Source organism: Klebsiella quasipneumoniae subsp. quasipneumoniae (genome assembly GCF_020525925.1).
GTDB lineage: Bacteria > Pseudomonadota > Gammaproteobacteria > Enterobacterales > Enterobacteriaceae > Klebsiella > Klebsiella quasipneumoniae.
Window position 1 is genome coordinate 52,688 of the sequence record NZ_CP084876.1, and the last position, 23,344, is coordinate 76,031.

General features: G+C 60.4%; 21 protein-coding genes. 8 read left to right on the forward strand and 13 right to left on the reverse strand.

What is annotated here, in order from left to right; translation table 11 throughout:
• Window positions 1–49 precede the first annotated feature (49 nt).
• From LGM20_RS00265 to LGM20_RS00280, 4 genes are all read right to left on the reverse strand, one after another.
• Entirely contained in the window at window positions 50–1,429 is a 1,380-nt protein-coding gene (locus tag LGM20_RS00265; protein ID WP_112201152.1) for a carbohydrate porin, read from the reverse strand.
• Between the two features lie 145 nt (window positions 1,430–1,574).
• Complete coding sequence (locus LGM20_RS00270; protein WP_004205145.1) at window positions 1,575–1,877, reverse strand: PTS lactose/cellobiose transporter subunit IIA; 303 nt, start codon at window positions 1,875–1,877, stop codon at window positions 1,575–1,577.
• A 98-nt stretch (window positions 1,878–1,975) separates the two neighbouring features.
• Window positions 1,976–3,298: a PTS sugar transporter subunit IIC gene (locus tag LGM20_RS00275; RefSeq protein WP_023291424.1), complete on the reverse strand. Its 1,323-nt coding sequence runs from the start codon at window positions 3,296–3,298 to the stop codon at window positions 1,976–1,978.
• A gap of 11 nt (window positions 3,299–3,309) precedes the next feature.
• Complete coding sequence (locus tag LGM20_RS00280; protein WP_023291423.1) at window positions 3,310–3,624, reverse strand: PTS sugar transporter subunit IIB; 315 nt, start codon at window positions 3,622–3,624, stop codon at window positions 3,310–3,312.
• A gap of 94 nt (window positions 3,625–3,718) precedes the next feature.
• Between LGM20_RS00280 and LGM20_RS00285 the strand changes: the two genes are divergently transcribed.
• From LGM20_RS00285 to LGM20_RS00300, 4 genes are all read left to right on the forward strand, one after another.
• Window positions 3,719–3,934 (forward strand): hypothetical protein, encoded by a 216-nt coding sequence (locus LGM20_RS00285; RefSeq protein WP_130940719.1) that lies wholly within the window; start codon window positions 3,719–3,721, stop codon window positions 3,932–3,934.
• The gene (locus LGM20_RS00290) at window positions 3,918–4,859 is read left to right on the forward strand and encodes a LacI family DNA-binding transcriptional regulator (RefSeq protein WP_044525077.1); all 942 of its coding nucleotides are present in this window, start codon (window positions 3,918–3,920) and stop codon (window positions 4,857–4,859) included. The genes LGM20_RS00285 and LGM20_RS00290 overlap by 17 nt, the downstream gene beginning before the upstream one ends.
• A 211-nt stretch (window positions 4,860–5,070) precedes the next feature.
• The gene (locus LGM20_RS00295) at window positions 5,071–6,441 is read left to right on the forward strand and encodes an MFS transporter (RefSeq protein WP_023291421.1); all 1,371 of its coding nucleotides are present in this window, start codon (window positions 5,071–5,073) and stop codon (window positions 6,439–6,441) included.
• Between the two features lie 13 nt (window positions 6,442–6,454).
• On the forward strand, window positions 6,455–7,717 hold the full coding sequence (locus tag LGM20_RS00300; protein ID WP_023291420.1) for a gallate dioxygenase: 1,263 nt from the start codon (window positions 6,455–6,457) through the stop codon (window positions 7,715–7,717).
• On the opposite strand, the gene LGM20_RS00305 is transcribed toward LGM20_RS00300, so the two are convergent.
• Window positions 7,714–8,940, reverse strand: coding sequence for a LysR family transcriptional regulator (locus LGM20_RS00305; protein ID WP_023291419.1), 1,227 nt, complete (start codon window positions 8,938–8,940; stop codon window positions 7,714–7,716). The genes LGM20_RS00300 and LGM20_RS00305 overlap by 4 nt on opposite strands.
• Before the next feature lie 127 nt (window positions 8,941–9,067).
• Between LGM20_RS00305 and galB the strand changes: the two genes are divergently transcribed.
• The 4 genes from galB to LGM20_RS00325 are packed head-to-tail and all read left to right on the forward strand — an operon-like array spanning window position 9,068 to window position 12,474.
• Complete coding sequence (gene galB, locus LGM20_RS00310; RefSeq protein ID WP_012540275.1) at window positions 9,068–9,808, forward strand: 4-oxalmesaconate hydratase; 741 nt, start codon at window positions 9,068–9,070, stop codon at window positions 9,806–9,808.
• Window positions 9,805–10,518, forward strand: a complete 714-nt coding sequence (locus tag LGM20_RS00315) for a 4-carboxy-4-hydroxy-2-oxoadipate aldolase/oxaloacetate decarboxylase (RefSeq protein ID WP_023291418.1) — start codon at window positions 9,805–9,807, stop codon at window positions 10,516–10,518. Before galB ends, LGM20_RS00315 begins: the two co-directional genes overlap by 4 nt.
• A gap of 1 nt (window position 10,519) precedes the next feature.
• Entirely contained in the window at window positions 10,520–11,605 is a 1,086-nt protein-coding gene (locus LGM20_RS00320) for a 4-oxalomesaconate tautomerase (protein ID WP_044525076.1), read from the forward strand.
• 2 nt (window positions 11,606–11,607) lie between these two features.
• Window positions 11,608–12,474: a DUF1932 domain-containing protein gene (locus LGM20_RS00325; RefSeq protein WP_044525075.1), complete on the forward strand. Its 867-nt coding sequence runs from the start codon at window positions 11,608–11,610 to the stop codon at window positions 12,472–12,474.
• Window positions 12,475–12,477: 3 nt separating this feature from the next.
• On the opposite strand, the gene LGM20_RS00330 is transcribed toward LGM20_RS00325, so the two are convergent.
• The 8 genes from LGM20_RS00330 to eefA all read right to left on the reverse strand — a co-directional run bounded on the left by LGM20_RS00330 (window position 12,478) and on the right by eefA (window position 23,258).
• Window positions 12,478–12,768, reverse strand: coding sequence for a YicS family protein (locus LGM20_RS00330; RefSeq protein WP_023291415.1), 291 nt, complete (start codon window positions 12,766–12,768; stop codon window positions 12,478–12,480).
• A gap of 106 nt (window positions 12,769–12,874) precedes the next feature.
• The gene (locus LGM20_RS00335; RefSeq protein WP_004205129.1) at window positions 12,875–13,777 is read right to left on the reverse strand and encodes a DMT family transporter; all 903 of its coding nucleotides are present in this window, start codon (window positions 13,775–13,777) and stop codon (window positions 12,875–12,877) included.
• A 152-nt stretch (window positions 13,778–13,929) separates the two neighbouring features.
• Window positions 13,930–15,360 carry a PTS N-acetylmuramic acid transporter subunit IIBC gene (murP, locus tag LGM20_RS00340; RefSeq protein WP_023291414.1) on the reverse strand — a complete coding sequence of 477 codons (1,431 nt, stop codon included), beginning with the start codon at window positions 15,358–15,360 and terminating at the stop codon, window positions 13,930–13,932.
• A gap of 24 nt (window positions 15,361–15,384) precedes the next feature.
• The gene (murQ, locus tag LGM20_RS00345) at window positions 15,385–16,287 is read right to left on the reverse strand and encodes an N-acetylmuramic acid 6-phosphate etherase (protein ID WP_023291413.1); all 903 of its coding nucleotides are present in this window, start codon (window positions 16,285–16,287) and stop codon (window positions 15,385–15,387) included.
• Between the two features lie 162 nt (window positions 16,288–16,449).
• A complete protein-coding gene (locus LGM20_RS00350) occupies window positions 16,450–17,613 on the reverse strand; it encodes a multidrug effflux MFS transporter (RefSeq protein ID WP_044525074.1) in 1,164 nt (387 codons plus the stop codon).
• A gap of 45 nt (window positions 17,614–17,658) precedes the next feature.
• The gene (gene eefC, locus LGM20_RS00355) at window positions 17,659–19,023 is read right to left on the reverse strand and encodes a multidrug efflux RND transporter outer membrane subunit EefC (RefSeq protein ID WP_032454402.1); all 1,365 of its coding nucleotides are present in this window, start codon (window positions 19,021–19,023) and stop codon (window positions 17,659–17,661) included.
• A 3-nt stretch (window positions 19,024–19,026) separates the two neighbouring features.
• Window positions 19,027–22,134: a multidrug efflux RND transporter permease subunit EefB gene (eefB, locus tag LGM20_RS00360; RefSeq protein WP_044525073.1), complete on the reverse strand. Its 3,108-nt coding sequence runs from the start codon at window positions 22,132–22,134 to the stop codon at window positions 19,027–19,029.
• Window positions 22,134–23,258, reverse strand: coding sequence for a multidrug efflux RND transporter periplasmic adaptor subunit EefA (eefA, locus tag LGM20_RS00365; RefSeq protein ID WP_044525072.1), 1,125 nt, complete (start codon window positions 23,256–23,258; stop codon window positions 22,134–22,136). Before eefA ends, eefB begins: the two co-directional genes overlap by 1 nt.
• Between the last annotated feature and the right edge of the window lie 86 nt (window positions 23,259–23,344).

A 23,344-nucleotide genomic window follows, 5' to 3' on the forward strand; every position in this document is an offset into this window, starting at 1 on the left:
GGCTAAGCGTAGCGCCAGCCGGGAACGCTCCTTCGACAACGCTATCGCATCAGAACCACGCCTCAAACATCCCGCCGACGTTCAGCGAATCCAGCTGCTGGTCTTTGGTGCCGTTGACCTTCGCGGTATGCTCGTTGTCCACCTGACCGCCGGTCACGTAGAAGCGCAGCATCGGACGGAACTCCGGCCCCATGCCGATGGCGATGTTCTGCGACAGCGTCAGCTTCCAGCCGTGGTTATCCCCGCCCTGGTCGTAGTCCACGCGCTGGTAGCCCGCTTCCAGCCAGGTGGAGTGCACGTCGTTCCAGAAGTACATCGGCCGCACGATGGCGCCGTAGTTTTTGCGGTTGTCGGTATTATCTTTGCCGTTGTCGTAGTCGTGGAAGGCCAGCAGATATTCCACCTGCGCCTGCTGGGTGAACTTATGGCTGCCCTCGAAGCTGGCGTAGACCGTGGTCAGGTCGTCGGTTTTGTTGTAGACGCTGTTATCCGAGTTGTCGGAGTAGCGCAGGATCACCTTGTTCACTCCGCTGTCGTTGGTGTGGCTCAGCACCAGGCCGCCCTGCCAGGCTTCGAGACGCGCGTCGCTGTCCACCGCCTTCGAGTCAAAGCCGTAGTTGGCGTACACCTCGACGTCGATCGGCCCGGCCTTGATGTTGTGGGTTTTGGTGGTCAGCGCGTAGTGGCCGTTGTCCCCGGTGTCGGAGCTGCCGGTACAGGTGATGCGCGACGGGTTGGTCTCGTCGGCCATCACTTCCGGGCTACAGGATTTCACCTGCGAGACCGTCGCCACGTCGAACTGCACGCCGCCGATATCAAAGTTCTTCACCCCGGCGCCCTGGCCGTCGTGGTTCATCCAGAAGTAGTCGTTGATCCCCTGTTGCGGACGCTGGTGGAAGTCGCGGCCGGCCCAGATATAGGCGTTGGGGTTGGATTCCAGCACGTTGGTGACGCCGACGTAGGCCTTCTTCAGGTTAACCTCGTCGCTCCAGTGGTCGAACATGACGTTGAGATCCCAGATAGCCCCCTGCGCGCTTTTGAAGGCTTTGCTGATCTGGAATTCGCCGCCGTTGCTTTCGTTGCCCAGACGACCGATCGCCGAGGCGCCGTTATAGGAGCCGTCGACGCCGACATATTTCTGGTCGCCGGTCTGGAAATGGGCGCCATAGCGGGCATAGCCGCTGAACTTGAGGCCGAACGGAATGGCCATATCCGGCGAGGCGGCGGTGGTCTGCGGGTTGGTAATGACGTCGACCTTTTTGTCGGCCGCGGCGTCAATTTTCGCCTGGCGGTCGGCCAGCGCTTTATCAACGGCTTTGGCGACAATGGCGTCGATCTGTTCCTGAGTAAATTCTTGCGCCATTACGGAAATTGGGCACAGCGCGGCGACAACCGCCATGGCTAAAGGCAGTTTTTTCACAGTATTCATGGTTATCTCGCTTTAATAATTAATATATTTCAGATAATAACCATCCCATTCTGGCTAAAATAAATAACCAAAATAAGCTGATTTGTTTTTTTAGGGTACAGCGACGCCGGAGAGTAATATTCTCGCTGACGTTATTCCATATTAATTAACGCTGGTACAGATGGATTAATTCTTCTGAGAACTCGCGGGCCAGCAGCGAATTCATCAGATGATCCTGGGCATGTACCATAATAAGCGTCATAGGCTGACGCGCTTCACCGGCATCCTGCTCGATGAGCTGGGTCTGCATCTGATGCGCCCGGCGGGCGTAACCGTCGGCCTCATTTAAGAGTAAACGCGCTTCGTCGATATTTCCGGTTCGGGCCGCATGCAGCGCTTCAAAACATAATGAGCGTGACTGTCCCGCATTGACGATAATTTCCATTACCGCATCTTCTAATTCAATCATGTGTATTCCTGAGGTCTTTATTATTTAATAATGCAGTGAAAGTCCTTTTTCTGCATTATGACGCTGTCATCATATTATCTCTCCGGGGCGGAGAGGAATTAGCTAACGGTTTCTGCCACCGGAACGCTATTTTTGGTTTTCTCAACTTCGGTTTTCATTAAGGAACGTTCATAGGCGCGCAGGAACGGCAGGTAAATCACCGCCGACATCACCATGCAGATAAGGCACATCACTACCGGGCTCAGCGTCCAGTTGGCCGCCCACGAGGCGCCAATCGGTGCCGGCGTGGTCCACGGAGTGAGAGACACCACCTGGCTCAGCCAGCCAAGACGCGTCGCGCCGTAAGCCAGCACCGCGTTGACCATCGGTACGCAGACGAAGGGGATAAACATCATCGGGTTCATGATGATCGGCGCCCCGAACAGGATCGGCTCGTTGATATTAAAGAAGCTCGGCACGATGCCCATCTTGCCGATGGTGCGCAGATGAGTGGCCCGGCTACGCAGCAGCAGGAAGGCCAGCGGCAGGGTCGAACCGACGCCGCCAATCAGCAGATAGTGATCCCAGAAACCCTGCAGATAGACGTGCGGCAGCACCGTGCCGGCCGCCAGCGCCGCCTGGTTTGCCGACAGGTTGGCCATCCAGAACGGGTTCATAATGCCGGTGACAATCAGCGAGCCGTGGATCCCGGCGAACCAGAAAATCTGGCACATCAGAACGGAGAGCAAAATCGCCGGCAGCGAGTCGGAGGCGGAAACCAGCGGCTCCAGCAGATGCATGATCGCCTGCGGCAGGATCATCCCGGTCTGCGCTTCGATAAACAGGTTCAGCGGATGCAAAGTACCAATCACCACCAGCACCGGGATCAGGATTTCAAATGAACGGGCGACGCCGGTCGGCACCTCTTTCGGCAGACGGATGGTGATGTTGTTTTGCTTCAGCCACGCGTAGACGCGGGTGGAGTAGATGGCGGTGATCAGGGCGGTAAAAATGCCCTGGCCGGACAGATACTGAGTGGAAATTTTACCATCGGCATAGGGCGCGGCGACCAGCAGGAAGGCCATAAACGCCAGCAGACCGGACATCACCGGATCGAGCTGAAACTGACGACCGAGGCTGGCGCCAATGCCGACCGAGATAAAGAAGGTCATTACGCCCATGCTGAGGTTAAACGGCAGCATCAGCTGTTCGCGGTAGTGCTGGGAGAAATCGAGCCAGCCGCGGGCAAAGCCGTTGGTGGTATCGGGTGAAAACGGCGGAAAGATAAATACCAGCATGAAAGAGCCGATGATCATAAACGGCAATGCGGCAGTGAAGCCATCGCGGATAGCGATAACATATTTCTGCTGCCCAAGGCGTCCTGCCAGCGGAGTAATAGATTGCTCGATCACGGCAATCATGGACTGATACAGAGAACTCATTTCAACACCTCTCAGTGCGCCGCTGGGATCAGCGACAGAGCATAATTCAGGACGTTGTCTCCCCGCTGCATGCCGTAGTCCATCGTATCGATGGGCTGAACCGGAATGTTCAGGGAAGCCGCTTTGTCAGACAGGGTTTTCAACATGTATTTCACCTGGGGGCCAAGCAACACCACCTGATACTGCGGAAACTGGATGTCAAATTCGGAAACGCCATAGGCGTCAATCTGCACCGGCAGATCACGTTCATTCGCCGCCTCCACCATCTTTCTGACCAGCAGACTGGTGGACATTCCGGCAGAACAGCACAGCATAATCTTGTACATCGACGACCATCCTCAAAATGTAAAAAGTTATTGCGTGGATGATTTGATATCAGACGGAAACCGGTTTCCATTCATAAAAAGCAGAACTGTGATAGTGGTCAAGATCTCCTGCTTATGGGGCGGATTTATTGGATTTGGCTCACATTATTCTGTCGATTTGGCGATGTTTTGCGCTGAAATGGAAAATCGGTTTCCAAACAAATGGCGAAATGGATATACTGCGCTGGTCATAATTGAAGCGATTCAGGTTTACGGGATTTTAGCGGGGCGCGGCGCCCGCGCAGGGGAAAATGATGTCGACAATCAATGATGTTTCACGACTTGCCGGGGTTTCCAAAGCCACGGTGTCGCGAGTGTTGAGCGGCTCACGTGGCGTGAAGGAGGCCAGTCGTCAGGCGGTGCTGCAGGCGGCGGAAACGCTCAATTACCGGCCAAACATGATAGCCCAGTCGTTGCTTAGCCAGTCCACCGGCTGCATCGGCGTCATCTGCGCCCAGGACAATATCAATCAAACCACCAGCTATCTCTACGCCCTGGAAAAACAGCTCAGCCAGCACCAGAAGCACCTGCTGCTGCGCTTCGCCAACACCAGCAGCGGCGTGATGAACTCGCTGGAGGAGTTGACCTGCGGGCTGTGCGATAACGTGCTGATCATCGGCGCGCGTTTTCCTCTGAATATTAACCGCCCGGACGTAGTGCTGGTGGACTGCCTCGACAGCGAGGGCGAAAACAGCATTCAGTTCGATCACGCCTTCGCCGCCGAAACCGCCTGTCACTATCTGATAAGCCAGGGCAGAAGGCAGATTGCGCTGATCCATCCCCAGAGCAGCGGCTTCGCCGATCAGGTGCTGCTGGGCTACAAGCACGCGCTGGAAAAAAACTTTTTGCCGTTTAATCGCAATCTGGTGTTTCTGGATAACACCTCGCCGTCGGTGGCGGTGCAGGAGCTGGTCAATAACGCCACGACGCTGAACTTTAACGCGCTGCTGGTGAGCGATGAACAGCAGGCGCAGCGCGTGGTGCCGCAGCTGCAGGCGTTTAACCGCGCCGTTCCGCAAAATGTGATGGTGTTTAGCCTCGCCGGATCGTTAGAGCTGCCCGGTATCCCGACTATCCCGGCGATTGAATATTCCATGGACGCGATGGCGTCGCGGATCGTCAACTGGTTGACCGAGAAAACGGACAACCCGGGCGGCAGTCCGCTGCGCGGCGATTTAATTATTCCGAAGCACTGATCGTCGCTCTTGCCCTGACCCGCCGCCGTTGGCTGCGGGTTTTTTAATGGCTGTTTTTTGTCGTATCCTTCACATTATAAATAAAACTCATATCTGTCGCCGGGTTTTCGAACCGGACAGCCTGCGTGACCTGCCTTAAGTTGAGTACGAAAGTTCCACTCAAAAAACACTAACCAGAACATTCGTACCGCCTGCTTGAGGAAGTCACCCTATGAATCACATGAACGTTGTCGATGTGAAAGCGTGGATAGATGCCCGCCCGGTCTCGCGCTTTCAATGGAACGTGCTGCTGCTCTGTTTCATCATCATTATGCTGGATGGGTATGACGCCGCGGTGATGGGCTTTGTCGCCCCGGCGCTCATCGAGGACTGGGGCATCAGCCGGGCTGAAATGGGGCCGATTCTTGGGGCGGCCATGTTCGGCGTCGCCATTGGCGCGCTGGTGGCGGGCCCGCTTTCTGACCGCTACGGCCGAAAGCGCATTTTACTCTGGTCGGTGGCGTTGTTTGCGCTGTTCAGCCTGGCCGGCGCCGTGGCGCAAAGCCCATCGCAACTGGCGCTGATGCGTTTTCTTACTGGCCTTGGACTTGGCGCGGTGATGCCCAACTGCGTCACGCTGGTGGCGGAATATATGCCGGAGCGGCGTAAAGGGGTGATGATCACCCTGATGTACAGCGGTTTTAACGTGGGTTCCGGCCTCGGCGGCTTTATCGCCGCCGGATTGTTATCGCATTACAGCTGGCATTCGGCGCTGATTTTTGGCGGCGTGCTGCCGCTCGTGGTGCTTCCCTTTATGATCGTGATGTTACCTGAGTCGGCAATGAGCATGGTGGCGCGCCGATTACCTGGCGAGCAGATCGCCAGGGCGCTTAACCGGCTTGGGGGCCAGTTTACGGCTGAAACCGTTTTCCAGCTGAATGCGCCGCCCATCACGCGGAGCAGTAAAGTGGCGCAGCTGTTCCGGCATGGCTATGCCCGCGGCACGATAGCGCTGTGGCTGACCTATTTTATGGGCCTGTTCGTGATATATCTGCTGAACGGCTGGCTGCCAACCATTCTTCGCTCCGGCGGGTTGTCGCTGCAGCAGGCGGCGATGATGACCGGCTTGTTCCAGCTTGGTGGCCCGCTGGGCGGGATCCTTGTCGGTATGCTGATGGATCGTGCCTCGGCGAAAGCGGTGATTGCGGCAACCTATTTTCTCGGCTGCCTGTGCTTGATGTCCCAGGGGTTGATGGATTTCGGATCGGCGGCGCTATCGGTGCTGATTTTTATCAGCGGGATGTGCATTAACGGCGCGCAGAACGGTCTGCAGGCCTATTCGCCAGCCTATTATCAAACCGAAATCCGCGCCACCGGCGTCAGCTGGATGCATGGTATCGGCCGTACCGGCGCTATTCTCAGCTCCACGCTGGGCGGGATGCTGATGCTGGCCGTACCGGGACACTCCTCGATCTTTTTAGTGCTTGCGCTACCGGCCTGCCTGGCGGGGATCTGTATTTTGTTGCACCGTATGAATCACGCTAAGCCTCGACTCACAGAGGCAGAACTGGACGCTTTGTCATCCCCCCTGGAACACCGATAAGTGGAGTTATCAGATGGCTAACATTCTCGGCGGTATCGCCGTCTCTCATACCCCGACTATCGGCTTCGCGGTCGATCATCATAAACAGCAGGACCCGGCATGGTCGCCGATCTTCCAGAGCTTCGAACCGCTGCAGCGCTGGCTGGAGGAGAAAAAACCGGATGCGCTGGTGTACATTTTTAATGACCATGTGACCGCCTTTTTCTTCGATCACTATTCGACTTTTACGCTGGGAATCGACAATCAATATGACGTTGCCGACGAGGGCGGCGGACCGCGCTGCCTGCCCCCGGTACAGGGCAACGCGGCGCTCTCAAGGCACATAGGCGCCAGCCTGATGGCCGATGAGTTTGATATGTCGTTCTTTATGGATAAAAAGCTCGACCACGGCCTTTTCTCGCCGCTTTCGGCGCTGTTGCCCTGGGATGAAGAGCAGGGGTGGCCGACGGCGGTGATCCCGTTACAGATCGGCGTGCTGCAATTTCCGGTACCAAGCGCGCGTCGTTGTTACAAACTCGGCCAGGCGCTGCGGCGGGCGATTGAAAGTTTCCCGGAAGATATCAATGTGGCGATTGTCGCGACCGGCGGGCTCTCTCATCAGGTCCATGGCGAGCGCTGCGGATTTAATAATCCTGAGTGGGACGCCCAGTTTGTTGACATGCTGGTTAATGACCCGGAAAAGCTTACCGAAATGACCCTTGGCGAATATGCCGAACTGGGGGGAATGGAGGGGTCTGAGGTGATCATGTGGCTGGTGATGCGCGGCGCGCTATCAGCCAATGTCACCGAAACCTGGCGCGACTATTACCTGCCGTCGATGACCGGTATCGCTACGCTGATCCTTGAGAACAATGCGCGCATGCCCCCCGTCGATACCCTGACGCGCCATCGCCAGCATATGGCGCAGCAGTTGGCCGGGGTGGAGAAACTGCCGGGAACCTATCCTTTTACCCACGAGCGCAGCCTGAATGGCTTGCGGCTTAACCGTTTCCTGCATCGGCTGATTGAGCCTGCCTGGCGCGAACGTTTTCTGCAGTCGCCTCAGTCGCTTTATGCCGAAGCTGGACTGAGTGAGGAGGAAAAGCAGTTGCTCAACGCACGCGACTGGCGTGGATTGATTCAGTACGGCGCCAGTTTCTTCCTGCTGGAGAAAATGGGCGCGGTGGTCGGCGTATCCAACCTGCATATTTACGCCGCGATGCGCGGGCAGACGCTGGAGGCGTTTCAGCAAACGCGTAACCAACAGGTAACTTACTCAGTGGCGGGTAAACGTTAAACGGTCCCGCCCTGAACCTGCTGATAAATAAAACGCAACAGCGCCTGCGTCGCCGGGGAGGGCAGGCTGCCGGCGCGAAACGTCAGTCCGATACGCCGGGTGGTATCAGGCAGGGGGACCGGCAACACGCTGAGCAGCCCGTTGTCTGTCTCAAAACGCATCTGGCTGGCGGAAACCGCCGCCAGCATGTCTGAGTCCCTCAGCAACCCTCGCACCATCGCCGCATCCCCGGTCTCCACCGTCGGCTGAGGCAGCGGCAATCCTAAGGTGACAAACGCCCTATCCAGCAAATGGCGTGCCGGGGCGTTGGCGCGCGGTAGCACCCATTGCGCTGTCGCCAGCTGGCTACGCGGGTCTGGATGGCGTAGCAGTGGGTGGTTATTACGCAGTAAAATCAGCATATCCTCTTCGAATAACGCCTCGCTACAGAGGTCCGGTAGATCTTCATCCTGGCGCAGCGCACCGATAATAAAATCGATATTACCTGCCCGCATATCGGCGACCAGCGACTCATACGGGCTTTCATTGGTCATGAGAGTAATGCCCGGGTGCTGTGCCAGAAAGGCGGCGATGGCGGTGGGCAGTAGCCGGGTGCGACTCAGCGGCAGAGCGCCAATACGCACGGTGCCCTCCAGTACCCCACGACGGGCGGCGAGATCGCTCCAGATATTTTCCAGTTCGTTGAGCGCTCTGCTGACCGGCGGATAGAGCAGTTCTGCGGCAGGCGTGGGGCGTACCCCTTCTGGCGTTCGGCGAAACAGCGCCGAATCCGCCCCTTTTTCCAGGACCTTCAGCGCGGCGCTGACCGCCGGTTGGGTGATCCCCAACTGTTGCGCGACGGTTTGGGTATGGTTGACGTGATAGAGCTGAATAAAAATGGCTAACCGGCGGGTATTGAACAGCCAGCCGGCGTCCGCCAGGGGGCCGCTGGTGCGGGTATGGTGTTTCTGCAATAGCGCCGGAATGGCCTGCAGGTCGTCAATCGCCCGCCGGGCGCGCGGCAGGATGCACTTGCCATACTCGGTGGGCACCATGCCGCTGTAATGGCGTTCGAATAGCGTGACGTTCAACGCGGCTTCAAGATCGCGGATAGCCCGGGTTATCGCTGACTGCGTGCGGAATAAGTCATCGGCAGCACGCGAAACGCTTCCGCGCAGCGCGACCTGACAGAAAAAACGCAGCTGCATGATATTTATGATTTTATTGTGCATTCTCTTCAGCATTATTCGTCAGGCCTGATACAGTGAGTGAGTCGACAACATAAATAAAAATCATAGCCTTCGCAAGTTAACGAATTACCTCCCAACGGCGGGACATGACAAGCTGAAAAAAACAACAGAGGAAGCCATCATGTCTCATCCGGTTAGCGAAAAAAGTGCCCTTGTCGTCAGCGCCCACTCGGCCGATTTCGTTTGGCGCGCGGGCGGTGCGATAGCCCTGCATGCCCTGCAGGGCTATCAGGTCCATGTGGTCTGTTTGTCCTTTGGCGAGCGCGGCGAGTCCGCCAAACTATGGCGTAAAGGCAACATGACGGAGGAGGCGGTGAAGCAAGTCCGTCGCGAAGAGGCGCAGGCTGCTGCCGAGATCCTGGGCGCCAGCGTCGAATTCTTTGATATCGGCGACTATCCGCTGCGCGCCGATAAAGAGACGCTATTTCGTCTGGCGGATGTGTATCGCCGTATCCAGCCCCACTTTGTCCTGACGCACTCCCTGCACGATCCCTATAACTACGATCATCCGCTGGCCTCCCATCTGGCTCAGGAAGCACGGATTATCGCCCAGGCAGAGGGCTATCGCCCCGGTGAGAAAATTGTCTCTGCTCCCCCGGTTTACTGTTTCGAACCGCACCAGCCGGAGCAGTGCAATTGGAAACCCGATGTGTTACTGGACATCACCGCCGTCTGGGAGAAAAAGTATCAGGCCATTCAGTGCATGCAGGGTCAGGAGCATCTGTGGGAATACTACACCCGCGTGGCGCTGCAGCGCGGGGTACAGGCCAAGCGCAATATCGGCATCACGGCCGCGCGCGATATCGTTCACGGCGAAGCCTTCCAGAGCATCTTCCCCCGCGTAACGGAGAACCTGGCATGAACCTGTTAAATAAAAAAGGCCTTGTGATCCGCCATCTGCCGCGCCATGACGAGGCGGTTTTGCGCCGCTGTGAGGCGGCCGGGGTGGCGACGCTTCATGAGGCCTGGGATCGTCAGGGGCTGATGGGGCCGACAATCCGTCCGATTCAGCAGGGTGTCAGTCGGGCGGGCAACGCGGTAACCGTGCTGGTGACGCCAGGTGACAACTGGATGTTTCATGTCGCGGTCGAGCAGTGCCGCGCCGGCGATATTCTGGTGGTGGCCCCGACGTCGCCGTGCGGCGATGGCTTCTTCGGCGATCTGCTGGCGACGTCTCTACAATCGCGCGGCGTGGTCGGTCTGGTGGGCGATATCGGCATTCGCGATTCGCAGACGCTACGGGAGATGGGATTCGCCGTCTGGTCTCGTCAGGTGTATGCCCAGGGAACAGTGAAAGAGAGCCTCGGTTCGGTTAACGTGCCGGTGATTTGCGCAGGCCAGCTTGTGCAGCCGGGCGATGTCGTAGTGGCTGACGACGACGGAGTCGTGGTGCTGCCGCACGCTCAGGTTCGTGATGTGCTTGATAAAGCGGAAGCCCGCATGAGTAATGAACTTGCGAAGCGTGAGCGGATGCGCCATGGCGAGTTGGGACTCGATATTTACGCTATGCGCCCGCGTCTGGCGGAAAAGGGGCTGCGGTATTACGACAGTGCTGATGAGGTGGAGGAGTAAGATGGCGCAACGTGGGATCCCTTGTCTGTGGATGCGCGGCGGCACCTCGAAGGCGGCCTGTTTTCTTGCTGACGATTTGCCTGCCGATCCGGCGCAACGTGATGCGGTGCTGCTGGCGGTGATGGGCTCGCCAGATCCCCGGCAAATTGACGGGATCGGCGGCGCCGATCCGCTGACCAGTAAAGTGGCGATTATTCGCCGCTCTGCACGGCCTGACGCCGATGTGGACTATCTGTTTGCCCAGGTGAACGTGGCGGGGGCCACGGTGGATTACGGCCAAAATTGCGGGAATATTCTTGCCGCCGTTGGCCCTTTCGCCATCGAGCGTGGGCTCGTTCCCCACGATGCGCCGCTTACTCGGGTGCGTATTTATATGGAGAACACGGGGCAACTGGCGGTGGCAGAGATCCCCTGCGATGCCGAGGGAGTCAACTACGTCGGCGAGAGTCGTATCGATGGTGTGCCGGGCAGCGCCAGTCCAATCCTGCTCCATTTTCTTGATGTGGCAGGCTCCAGCTGCGGGACACTGCTGCCGACCGGCAGGGTCCGCGACCGTTTTGATGGCGTCGAGGTGACCTGCATCGATAACGGGATGCCTGTGATCCTGCTGCGCGCTTGCGATCTGGGATGCACAGGCTATGAGACACGCGAACAACTGGATAATGATGACGCGCTTAAACGTCGCCTCGAGTCGATTCGTCTGCAGGCCGGGCCACTGATGCAGTTGGGTGACGTCAGCCAGCGTACGGTGCCAAAGATGACCCTGATCGCCGAGCCGCGACACGGCGGCGCCATCAGCAGCCGCACCTTTATCCCGCATCGCTGCCACGCGTCGATCGGCGTTTTTGGCGCGGTGAGTGTCGCCAGCGCCTGTCTGATCCCGGGCACTGTCGCGCAGGGCATGGCGCAGGTCGCGCCAGGCGAGACGCCGCTGCTCAGCGTTGAGCATCCGACAGGTGAATTTAGCGTGACGCTTCAGCTTGACGCTGATGGCGCCCTGGCAGGCTGCGGCCTGTTACGCACGGCGCGACTGCTGTTTGCTGGCGAAGTTTTTATTCCGGCCCGCGTCTGGCCGTGTGAGGAGTAATGATGACGACAATCGCGTTTATTGGTTTTGGCGAGGCGGGTGGCATTCTGGCGGCAGATCTGGCCCGTGAGCATGCGGTGACCATTTGGGATTGCAAGCTCAATGGCCCGGAGCGAGAGGCAATGGTCAGGAAAGCCAGTGAGTCGGGCGTTCAGGTGGGGAGTTCGCTGGCGCAGGCGCTGGAGAGCGCCACGCTGGTTTTTTCTACTGTGACCGCCGGTGAGGCGCTAAAGGTCGCGCAGCTGGCCGCCGCGCTGCTGCAGCCGGGGCAATATTTCCTCGATCTCAACTCCGTGGCGCCGGAGACGAAACGGCAGGCGGCTGGCCATTTTCTTCCCGGCGTTTACATTGATGTCGCGGTGATGGCGCCGGTGCCGCCGGCCCGATTGCAGACACCGTTATTGATCGGCGGGCCGCAGGCGGAGGCGATGGCGCCGCGTCTGCAGGGGCTGGGGCTGAACGCCCGCTATGGCGCCAGTACGGTGGGCCAGGTGTCGGCGATAAAAATGTGCCGCAGCGTGATGATCAAGGGTCTTGAAGCGCTCACCACTGAATGTCTGTTCGCGGCCCGTGAATATGGCGTCGAGGAGGAGGTGCTGAGCTCCTTGCATCATAGTTTCCCCTCTCTGGGCTGGACGGGGACGTTTCCCGACTATCTGATCAGCCGGGTGGCGGAACACGGAATTCGGCGCAGCGAAGAGATGGAAGAGGTGGTGAAAACCCTGCGTGACGTGGGTAGCAGCGGGGTCATGAGCAAGGCGATCGCGAAAAGCCAGCGCCAGCTTCCGCACCAGATGGCTGCCCGTAGCCTGAGCTACAGGCAGTTGACGCCGTTTGACTGGAGAACGCTGGTCGCCAGGCTGAAATAGTCGCTATTTGGCCGGACAGACGATTTTGTCGATCGCGGCCTGGTAGCTTTTCTGGTTATTGCGCTCTTTCGCCAGCGTTGCTTCGCGGACCGCGTTCTTGTTGCCGTCGGTCGCCAGCACGTTATTGGCAAAATCGTTGTCGCTGAGGTGGCTTGCTGGCGCGCATTTTTCCTTCACCGCTTTAAGCACCTGCTGCTTTTGCTGTTCGAACTGCAGGCTTTGCAGCGGTGATTCAGCCCACGCCGACGTGGCGCTCAGGGCGGTGACCAGGCATACCATCCAACATGCTTTCATCAGGCTTCTCCTTCCGTAATCGCTTCCGTCAACTATATGCGCAGGCGGGAAAACACGCAAATAGCGGTTAATTTAACTTGTTGAAAAGGCGTTTGTTATCATCGCCTCAGGCGGCTCTCACCCGCCGCCGCGAGTCGATGGCGATCAGCACCACCGAGGCCAGGATCAGCAGCGTGCCCAGCCAGTCCGGCAGCGTGAAGGTGATCCCCAGCAGCAGAAGCGACAGCAGGGCGCTGCTCAGCGGTTCGGCGCAGCTGAGGATCCCGGCTTTGGCGCCGCCAATCTTCTGCGCGCCGTTAAGATAAAGGCTGAAGGTCAGCGAAGTACCGATCACCACCAGGTAGAAAAAGGCTAACAGCAGGCTGCCGTTAACCACAAAATCGGTGCCCTGGCCGCCATAAAACGGCAGCAGCATCGCGCCGCCGAACAGCATGCTCCATCCCACGATCGGCAGCGTCCCGTAGCGGGCAATCAGCGTCGAGGGATAGGTGGTATAAAACGCGGCGGCAAACGCCGAGGCGATCCCCCAGAACAGCGCCGCCGGCGAAATCGACAGCGTCGTCGGGTTGCCGTGGGTCACCAGCAGAAAGGTGCCTGCCAGCGAGGTGCAGATAGCCCCCAGCACCAGCGGAGTGGGGCGCGCTTTACGGGCGAGGGCGAACCAGGCGACGATGATCGTCGGGGACAGGAACTGCAGCACCGTGGCCGTGGCGGCATTCGATTTTTCAATGGTCATCAGAAAGGTGAACTGCACGGTTAACGCGCCAAACAGCGAGAAAAACAGCAGGCTGACGGCGTCGCGGCGGTTTTGCAGCACGCGGAAAATGCGGTCGCCGTGAACAAAGCCGAGCATCAACAGGATCAGCCCGGCGAACAGCAGACGCGTCATGGTCAGAAACGGCGACGACATCTGGCTTTCCTGCATAATAAACTGCGCGCACACCCCGGAACTGCCCCACAGCACGGCGGCAATCAGTACGTTCAGCATCCCTTTTTTGCTGGAGCCCATCTTTTCCTCTGGCGAAATATGACAAAGGGGAATCATAGCATGCGCCCGCCCGGGGCGGCGGGGCAGGAAATGGTAGTCGGGCGCGGCGGTACAACTATTTTGCAGGCCCGGTAAGGCGAAGCCGCCGCCGGGCATTAACCGACAAACGCGCTCTAACTTAAATCGACATTTTTACTGCCGAACAGCCAGGTGAGCGCAAAGCCGCACAGGTAGGAGACCGCCAGTCCGCCGGCGTAGACCGCCATCCCGGCGTAAATCCCGCTGCCGGAGGTCATCAGCGGCAGCGCCACCAGCCCGGACGGACCAAACACCGTGTTCAGGCCGACCGGCAGCCCCAGCCAGGCGATCAGCCCGACGAAGAAGCCGCCGCAGGCGCCGCCGAGGCAGGCGGTGACAAACGGCTTCATCCGCGGCAGGGTGACGCCGTAGATTAGCGGCTCGCCAATCCCGAGGAAGCCCGGAATAATCGCCCCCTTAATCTGGGTTCGCAGCAGCGAATCGCGCTTCGCCCGCCAGAACAGCGCCAGCGCCGCCCCCACCTGCCCGGCCCCGGCCATCGCCAGGATTGGGAACAGCGAGTTAAAGCCCTGGGCATCCACCAGCGCAAAATAGACCGGGACAAACCCCTGATGGACGCCGAACATCACCGCCAGCAGGAACAGACCGGCCAGCACCGCCGAGCCAAACGGATTGCCGTTAAGATGCAGGAACAGCCACGACATGCCGGTAAACAACCAGCCGCCAATCGGCATGATCACCGTAAAGGTCACCGCGCCCATGATCAGCAGCGTCACCGCCGAGGTGAGGATCATATCGAGGTTGGCCGGCATGACCCGCCGCACCTGGCGTTCAACCCACGCCCCAAGGATGGCGGCGATCAATACGCCGATGATATTGCCGCGCGGATCGATACCGTGGCCGAAGAAGGTGGAGATCCCGGCATAGACGCCGCTGGTCGCCTCCGGGTTGTAGCCCAGCACGAACAGCGAGGCGATAATCGCGCCGTTCACGCCGGAGCCGCCGAACGCCTTCTGGGCGTTATAGCCAATCAGGATACTCAGGAAGGTGAACATCCCTTTGCTGAATACCTTCATATAGCCAATCAGCGCCACCAGGCTGGCGTTCGGATGGGCGTTCTCCAGCACGAAAACCTGTTCCGCCAGGGTGGCGAAGCCCAGCAGCAGCCCGACGGCGATAAAGCCGGGGATCAGCGGCGTAAAAATGGTGGCGAATTTGGCGAGAAACTTCTGCACCGCGCTGGTCTGCTTGCCCTTCAGCGCCTGTTTTTTCTCCGCCGCGACGTCGGCCAGCGTCGGCGCGGCGGGCGCCTCCTCCAGCAGGCCGTTCATCATCTCGGCGGCGGTTTGCGCCTTGCCGGGGCCGAGCACCACCTGGAACTGCTCGTCGCTGACGATCACCCCCATCACGCCGTCAATCTGGCGTATGGCGGCGGTGTCGGCCAGGCCTTCATCGCGCAGGGTCAAGCGCAGGCGCGTCATGCAGTTGCCTGCCTGCGCGACGTTAGCGGCGCCGCCTGCGTGGGCGAGGATCCGCGCTATCATCTCTTTCGTTATTTTTGCCATTGCCCGTTACCTGTCTGTCGGCGCTCAGGTGTTGCTGAGCGCCTTGCGGATATAGCCGTTGTTCTTCGCCAGCAGCGACTGCGCCGCTTCGGCGCTTAAGTCCGCCAGCACCATCACGATCGCCGTTTTACAGTGGCGGCCGCAGGCCTCCAGCGCCTTCTGGGCTGTGGGACGATCGCAGTCGGTCGCCTCCATCACGATGGAAACCTGGCGCTCAATCAGCTTGGCGTTGGTCGCTTCGACGTCGACCATCAGGTTGCTGTAGACCTTGCCGACGCGGATCATCGCCCCGGTGGAGATCATGTTCAGCACCAGCTTCTGCGCGGTACCGGCTTTCAGGCGGGTCGAGCCGGTCACTACCTCCGGGCCGACCACCGGGGTGATGGCGACGTCCGCCAGCTGAGCCATTTCGCCATGCGGGTTACAGCTGACGATGGCGACAAAGGCATTCTGACGATGGGCATACTCCATGGCGCCAATGACGTACGGCGTGCGTCCGCTGGCCGCCAGCCCCACCAGTACATCGCGGTTGCTGAAGTTCAGGTTCTGCAGATCCATCGCCCCCTGCGCTTTGTTGTCTTCCACGTTTTCCACGGCGCTGAGAATCGCTTTATGTCCGCCGGCGATGATCCCCACCACCTGCTCCGGGCGGGTGCCAAAAGTCGGCGGGCATTCGCTGGCATCGAGGATCCCCAGACGCCCTGAGGTGCCAGCGCCGATATAAATCAAGCGGCCACCGGCCTGCAGCGCCGTCGCGACCTTATCCACCACCTCGGCAATCTGCGGCAGATAGGGCGTAATCGCCTGGGCCACCTGCTGGTCTTCCTGGTTTATCACCGTCAGCATCTCGAGGGTGGAAAGGGTGTCAATGTTGGCGCTGTTGGCGTTGCGTCGCTCGGTCAGCAGTTTGCTCAGGTCAATACTCATAGGAACCTCGTTATTCTCAGTCGTGCGCAGTATAAGGAATTATTTATTCCTTGCCTGTGAAGAGTATCACGATTAGTTCGAGGAGAATAATATGAGAATGGTAGAGATGGCGGGAAATAGTGCGGTAATCAAGGTGGAATATTTTATTACCGCACCTGGCGTTTAGCGCGCGCCGCGCGGCTGGCTGAGGCCCATCAGCAGCGCCAGCAGGTAGCAGATCGCCATCGCGAGGCTCATCTTCAGCATCGTTTCGCCGCCGAGGCCCGCCAACGGCGCGGCGATGCCGCCGAAAACAAACATCAGGGTGCCCATCAGCGCGGACGCGGTCCCGGACTGGGCGGCGTCGACGGCGCTCATCGCTTCCGCGCCGGCGACGGTACTGATGCCGCTCATCAGCGACACGGTAAAAAACAGGCCGACCAGCGCCAGAACCGGCAGCTGCAGCCAGGCAAACAGCAGCATGATCGCCGCGCAGCCCACCGCCAGCGTCAGGCCGCCGCGCAGCAGGCCTTCGGCGCTGAAGCGGCGCGCCAGACGGGAAAAGATCATCGTCGCGATAATCAGCCCGATACCGTTCAGACCAAACAGCAGGCTGAACTGCATGGCGCTCATGCCGTATTCGCTCTGCATTACGAAGGAAGAGGAGCCGATGTAGGAGAACAGCCCGGCCATCATAAACGCCTGAATCAGGCAGAAGCGCAGAAAACGACGATTCTTCAGCACCGGCTGGCCGGGCCGCTGGCGGGCGGCATGGGTCGCCGCGGCCGGGCGCGTTTCCCGCAGGATAGTCAGGCTCATGACCAGCAGCGCGCCGCCAATGGCGGCCATCGTCCAGAAGAGAATTCGCCAGTCGAAGGCGGTGATCACGTAGCCGCCCAGCACCGGGGACAGGACCGGCGCAATGCCGTTCACCGTCATCAGCAGGGCGAAAAACTGGGTCAGCAGGGTGCCCTGGTATTTATCGCGGGCGATGGAGCGCGACAGCACCGAGCCGCCGGCGCCGGCGAAGCCCTGTAAAAAGCGCCAGACAATCAGCATGTTGATATCCCGGGTCAGGGCGCACATCGCCGAAGAGAAGATAAACAACAGCAGGGACAGCGCCAGCGGTTTCAGGCGGCCAATCCGGTCGCTCAGCGGGCCGAAAAACAGCTGACCCAGGCCGAGGCCAATCAGCGCGGCGGTCAGCGACAGCTGGGTCTGGGTGCTGGTGGCCTGCAGCTGCTGAGTGATCTCCGGCAGAGCCGGCAGATAAAAATCCGTGCACAGCGGCCCAATGCCCGACAGCAGGCCGAGGATCAGCGCCCAGGAGAGGGAAACACGTGGCATAACGATTCCTTACAGAAGCCGGGCGCGGTCGCCCGGCGGGTGAAATTAACTGGCGCCGCCGCCCAGCGACTGCCAGAGGGTGATCCGGTTATTGAGGTCGGTCTGCTGCAGGGACAGCAGCGTCGTCTTCGCCGACCACAGCGTGCGCTGGGCGGTGAGCACCGACAGATAATCGCCGACCCCAGCCTGATAGCTCTTCATGGCGATATCCAGCGAGGTCTGCTCGGCGGCGACATACTGTTGCTGGGCATCGAGCTCTTCATTTAGCGTTTCCCGGCGCGCCAGCGCATCGGCAACGTCCTTAAAGGCGCTCTGAATCGATTTCTCGTAGGTGGCGATCAGCCCCTTCTTCTCCGCTTCCGCATAGCGCAACTGCGCCAGGTTGCTGCCGCCGGTGAACAGCGGCAGGCTGATGGAGGGGGCGAACGACCACACCTGCATCCCGTGGCTGAACAGCGACGACAGCGAGTCGCTGCCGACGCCGGCGCTGGCGGTCAGGGAAATCGACGGGAAGAAGTTCGCCCGCGCCGCGCCGATATCGGCATTGGCGCTCTTCAGATTATGCTCCGCTTCCTGAATATCCGGCCGGCGCAGCAGCACCGACGATGATACCCCCGCCGGCACCAGGGCGATGCAGTTATCCCCGAGACTGTCGAGGGTGCCGGGCAGCAGGCTCTCCGGCACGGTTTCCCCCGCCAGCAGGTTAATAGCGTTTTTATCCTGCGCCACCAGCGTGCGGTAGCTGGCGACGCTGGCGCGCGCCTGCTGATAGACGCTTTCCGCCGAGCTTAAATCGCCGGCGGAGGCGGTGCCCACCGCCATCTGACGGGCGACGATGTTGCGCGAGTTTGCTGCGCTGTCCATGGTCTGCTGCGCCAGCGCCAGATTGCTGTTATCCGTCGCCAGGGTCACCCAGGCGGTGGTCAAATCGGCAATCATCGTCAGCCGGGTATTCTGCGCGGTGAATTCGCTGGCAAGCCAGGTTTCGCGCGCCGCGCGCGACAGGCTCTGGTTCTTGCCAAACAGATCCAGCTCGAAGCTGGAGACCGCCCCGTCGGCCTGCGAAGCGGAGCTCAGGCCGCTGGCCACCGTTTTGCTGCGGGTATGGCTCAGCTCGGCATCGACGGTGGGGAACAGCGACGCCCGCGTCTCGCCGTACTGGGCGCGCGCGGCCTCGATATCGGCCAGCGCCTTTTGCACATCGCGGTTGCTGTTCAGCGCGATACTGACCACTTTTTTCAGCCGCGCGTCATTGACCACTTTCTGCCAGTCGCCGACCACCGCCGTCGATTCGCCGTGCGCCCCGGGCAGGGTAGCCGGCACCGGCGCGGCCGGGCGATCATAATGCGGGTCAAGCGAGACGCAGCCCGCGGTCAGGAGCGCGATAAACATAAAACTCAAACGAAACATACCTTACTCCTGAGAAGAACGTTGGCGGGTGAAGAAGCGTTTCACCAGCACGAAGAACAGCGGTACGAAGAACACCGCCAGCAGGGTGGCCGTCAGGGTGCCGCCGATGATGCCGGTGCCGATCGCCACGCGGCTGTTGGCCCCGGCGCCGGTGGCGATGGCCAGCGGCAGCACCCCGGCGATAAACGCCAGCGAGGTCATGACAATTGGGCGCAGACGGGTCTGCGCGGCGCGGATCGCCGCCCGGGAGAGCGAATAACCCTCATCCACTGCGGATTCAGCGAACTCCACGATCAGGATGGCGTTCTTCGACGACAGGCCGATGGTGGTCAGCAGCGCCACCTGGAAGTAGACGTCGTTGCTTAAGCCTCGCAGCGTCGCCGCCAGCGCCGCGCCGAGCAGGCCGAGCGGGATGACCATGATCACCGAGAACGGCACCGACCAGCTCTCATACAGCGCCGCCAGGCACAGGAACACCACCAGAATCGAGATGGCGTACAGGCTCATCGCCTGGCCGCTGGCCAGCTTTTCCTGCAGCGAAATGCCGCTCCACGCCCAGGTGGAGCCCGCCGGCAGGCTGTCGGCCAGCTTTTCCATCTTGTCCATCGCCGCGCCGGAGCTGAAGCCGGCGGCGTTTTCGCCCTGGATCTCAAAGGCGGCGGAGCCGTTGTAGCGCACCAGGCTTTCCGGGCCGTATTGCCAGTGGGTGGTGGCGAAGGCGGAGAAGGGCGTCATGCTGTTATCGCTGCCGCGAACGAACCATTTGCCGAGGTCGGAGGGCACGGCGCGCGCGTCGCTCTCGCCCTGGATGTACACCTTCTTCACCCGGCCGCGGTCGATAAAGTCATTCACGTAGGTACCGCCCCAGGCGCTGGAGAGGGTATCGGTCACGTCGCTCAGCGACAGCCCCAGCGAGACCGCTTTGTTGTTATCGATATCCACCTGCAGCTGCGGCATCTGCGGCAGGTCGTTGGCGCGCACCGACTGCAGCTCGCCGCTCTGGTTGGCCGCCGCCAGCAGCTGACTGCGCAGCTTCATTAGGCTGTCGCGGTCGGTACCGCCGCTGGCCATCAGCTCGAAGGTGAAGCCGTTGCTCTGTCCGAGACCGTCCACCGACGGCGGGGTCATGGCGAACAGGGTGGCGTCGCGGATCGTCCCCAGCTCTTTATTGGCGCGCAGGGCGATGGCCTGGGCGGTATTGTCGTCGCCTTTGCGCTGCGACCAGTTGTTCAGCGACACGAAGGCCATCCCGGCGTTCTGACCGCTGCCGCTAAAGCTGAAGCCGTCGACGGTGAAAATGACGTTGGTATTGGCTTTCTCTTTGGTCAGGAACCAGTCGGTGACCTGGCGACGCACCTCGGCGGTACGCACCGCGGTGGCCCCGGCGGGCAGGGTGTACTGGACCATGATCTCCCCTTGGTCCTCCACCGGCAGAAAGCTGCCCGGCAGTTTCCACATCGCCAGCGCCATCGCCCCGCAAATCAGGACGTAAGCGCCCATCATCACCGCGCCACGGCGCAGGCCGCCGAGCACGCGGCGCTGGTAGCCCGCTTCCGTGCGCCCCCACAGGCGGTTAAACGCGCCGAAGAACCCTTTGGTATGAGGCCTGGAGTGGCTGAGCAGCGCGCCGCACAGCGCCGGGGTGAGGGTCAGGGCCACCACCACCGACAGCATCATCGCCGAGATAATGGTCACCGAGAACTGGCGATAAATGACCCCGGTCGAGCCGCCGAAGAAGGCCATCGGCAGAAAGACCGCCGACAGCACCAGGGCGATCGCCACCAGCGCGCCGGAGATTTCGCCCATCGATTTTTCGGTGGCTTCCCGGGCGGGCAGCCCTTCGTCGCGCATAATGCGCTCGACGTTCTCCACCACCACAATGGCGTCGTCCACCAGCAGGCCGATCGCCAGCACCATGGCGAACAGCGTCAGGGTGTTAATCGAGTAGCCGAACAGCGCCAGCACGCCGAAGGTGCCGAGCAGCACCACCGGGACCGCTACCGCCGGGATCAGCGTGGCGCGGAAGTTCTGCAGGAACAGATACATCACGCAGACCACGAGGATAATCGCTTCGAAAAGGGTCTGAATCACGTCTTCGACCGAGATTTTGATGAACTCGGTGCTGTCCTTTGGATAGGCGATATCGTAGCCCTGCGGCATCTGACGCTGGAATTCGGCGATTTTGCTTTTCACCAGGGTCGCGGTGTCCAGCGCGTTGGCGCCGGGGGCCATCATCACCGCGATCCCGGCGGCCGGGTGGCCGTTGAGATTGGCGGTAGCGGTGTAATCCTCGCTGCCCATCTCCACCCGCGCGACATCGCTCAGGCGCACCACCGAGCCGTCGGCCTGGCTTTTCACGATGATCGCTTTGAACTGGTCAGGGGTTTGCAGCCGCGACTGCGCGCGCACGGTGGCGGTCAGCTGCTGGGCGCTGGACGATGGCAGGGCGCCGATTTTACCGGCGGAGACCTGCACGTTCTGGGCCTCAATCGCCGACTGGACGTCGGAAGGCATCAGCGAGTAGGAGGCGAGTTTAGTCGGGTCCATCCAGACGCGCATCGCGTATTCGGCGCCGAACACCTGCAGGCTGCCGACGCCCTCTACGCGCGCCAGCGGGTCCTGCAGGTTGCTGACCAGCCAGTCGGAGATATCGGAGCTGGTGGCGCGGTCGGTTTTGTCATACACCGCGAGGATCAGCAGGAAGCTGCTCTGCGATTTTTCCACTGTCACGCCGGACTGCTGGACTTCGCTCGGCAGCCGCGATTCCGCCTGCTGGACTTTGTTCTGCACCTGCACCTGGGCGGTGTCCGGGTCGGTCCCCTGCTCAAAGGTGACGGTGATGCTGACCGAGCCGTCGGAGCTGCTGGTGGAGCTGAAGTAGAGCAGATGGTCGAGGCCGGTAAGCTGCTGCTCGATCACCTGGGTGACGCTGTTCTCCAGGGTTTCGGCGGAGGCGCCGGTGTAGGTGGCGGAGATTTTCACCGCCGGCGGGGCGACGTCCGGGTACTGGCCCACCGGCAGAGTGCGGATCGCCAGCACGCCGGCGAGCATAATCAGAATGGCGATCACCCAGGCAAAGACCGGGCGACGCACGAAGAAACGGGAGAACATCAGGCGTTGCCTCCGTTATTGTTGACGGCAACGGCCTTCACCGTCTGGCCAGGGGCCACTTTACCCGTGCCTTCGACGATCAGCTTGTCGCCCGCTTTCAGGCCGCTCAGCACCAGCCATTTATCGCCGTAGGTGTCGCCGGTTTCCACGGCGCGCTGCGCAACTTTGTTGTCGGCATCGACCACCAGCGCCGTGGCGTCGCCTTTGGCATCGCGGGTAATCCCCTGCTGCGGGGCGAGGATCGCGTCGTTCATGATGCCTTCATCGATGCGCGCGCGGACAAACATCCCCGGCAGCAGGACGTGATGCGGGTTGGGGAAGATGGCGCGCAGGGTTACCGAGCCGGTGGATTCATCGACGGCGACTTCGGTGAGCGCCAGACGCCCTTTTTCGCTGTAGGTGCTGCCATCTTCAAGGATTAACGTCACGCTGAGGGTATCGCTATTGCTGGCCAGGCTTTGTTTGCGTAAACGCAGGAGATCGACGCTGGATCGCGTCAGATCGACATACATGGTGTCGAGCCCGCGGATCGTCGCCAGCGCGGTATCCTGATCGGCGGAAACCAGCGCCCCCGGCGTGACCGACGAGATGCCGATGCGCCCGGCAATCGGCGCGGTGACAGTGGTCCAGTTCAGGTTGATGCGCGCGCTCTCCAGCGCCGCTTTCTTCGATGCCACGCTGGCCTTGTCCTGGGCGCAGGTGGAGGCGGCGTCGTCGGCGTCCTGGCGGGAGACGCCGTTATCCCGGACCAGCGACGCGTAGCGCTGAGCCTTCTGGCAATCGGAGACCACCAGCGCCTGGGCCTGTTTCAGCGCCGCCGCCGCTTCATTCCAGGTCGCGCGATAGCTGGAGGGATCGATCTGGTAAAGGGCCTGCCCGGCCTTCACCATATCGCCTTCGGTAAACAGGCGCTTCTGGATGATGCCGCCCACCTGCGGGCGTACTTCGGCGCTGAGCGAGGCGGTGGTGCGGCCGGTGAGCTGGCTGACTACCGGAACCGGCTGGCTTTGCAGAGTGACCACGCCCACTTCCGGCGTGGGTTGCTGCGGGGCAGATGTCTGCGCATTATCGCATCCGCTGAGGAGAAATAATGCTGTCGCGATGGGAGCTATGATGTATTTCATTATATTTTCTCAAGATATAAGACGTCCGCCCCGTTTATTTAAAAACGAGGGAATAGGTTGGGCGCTGAGGCATTTTCGGCTAAGCG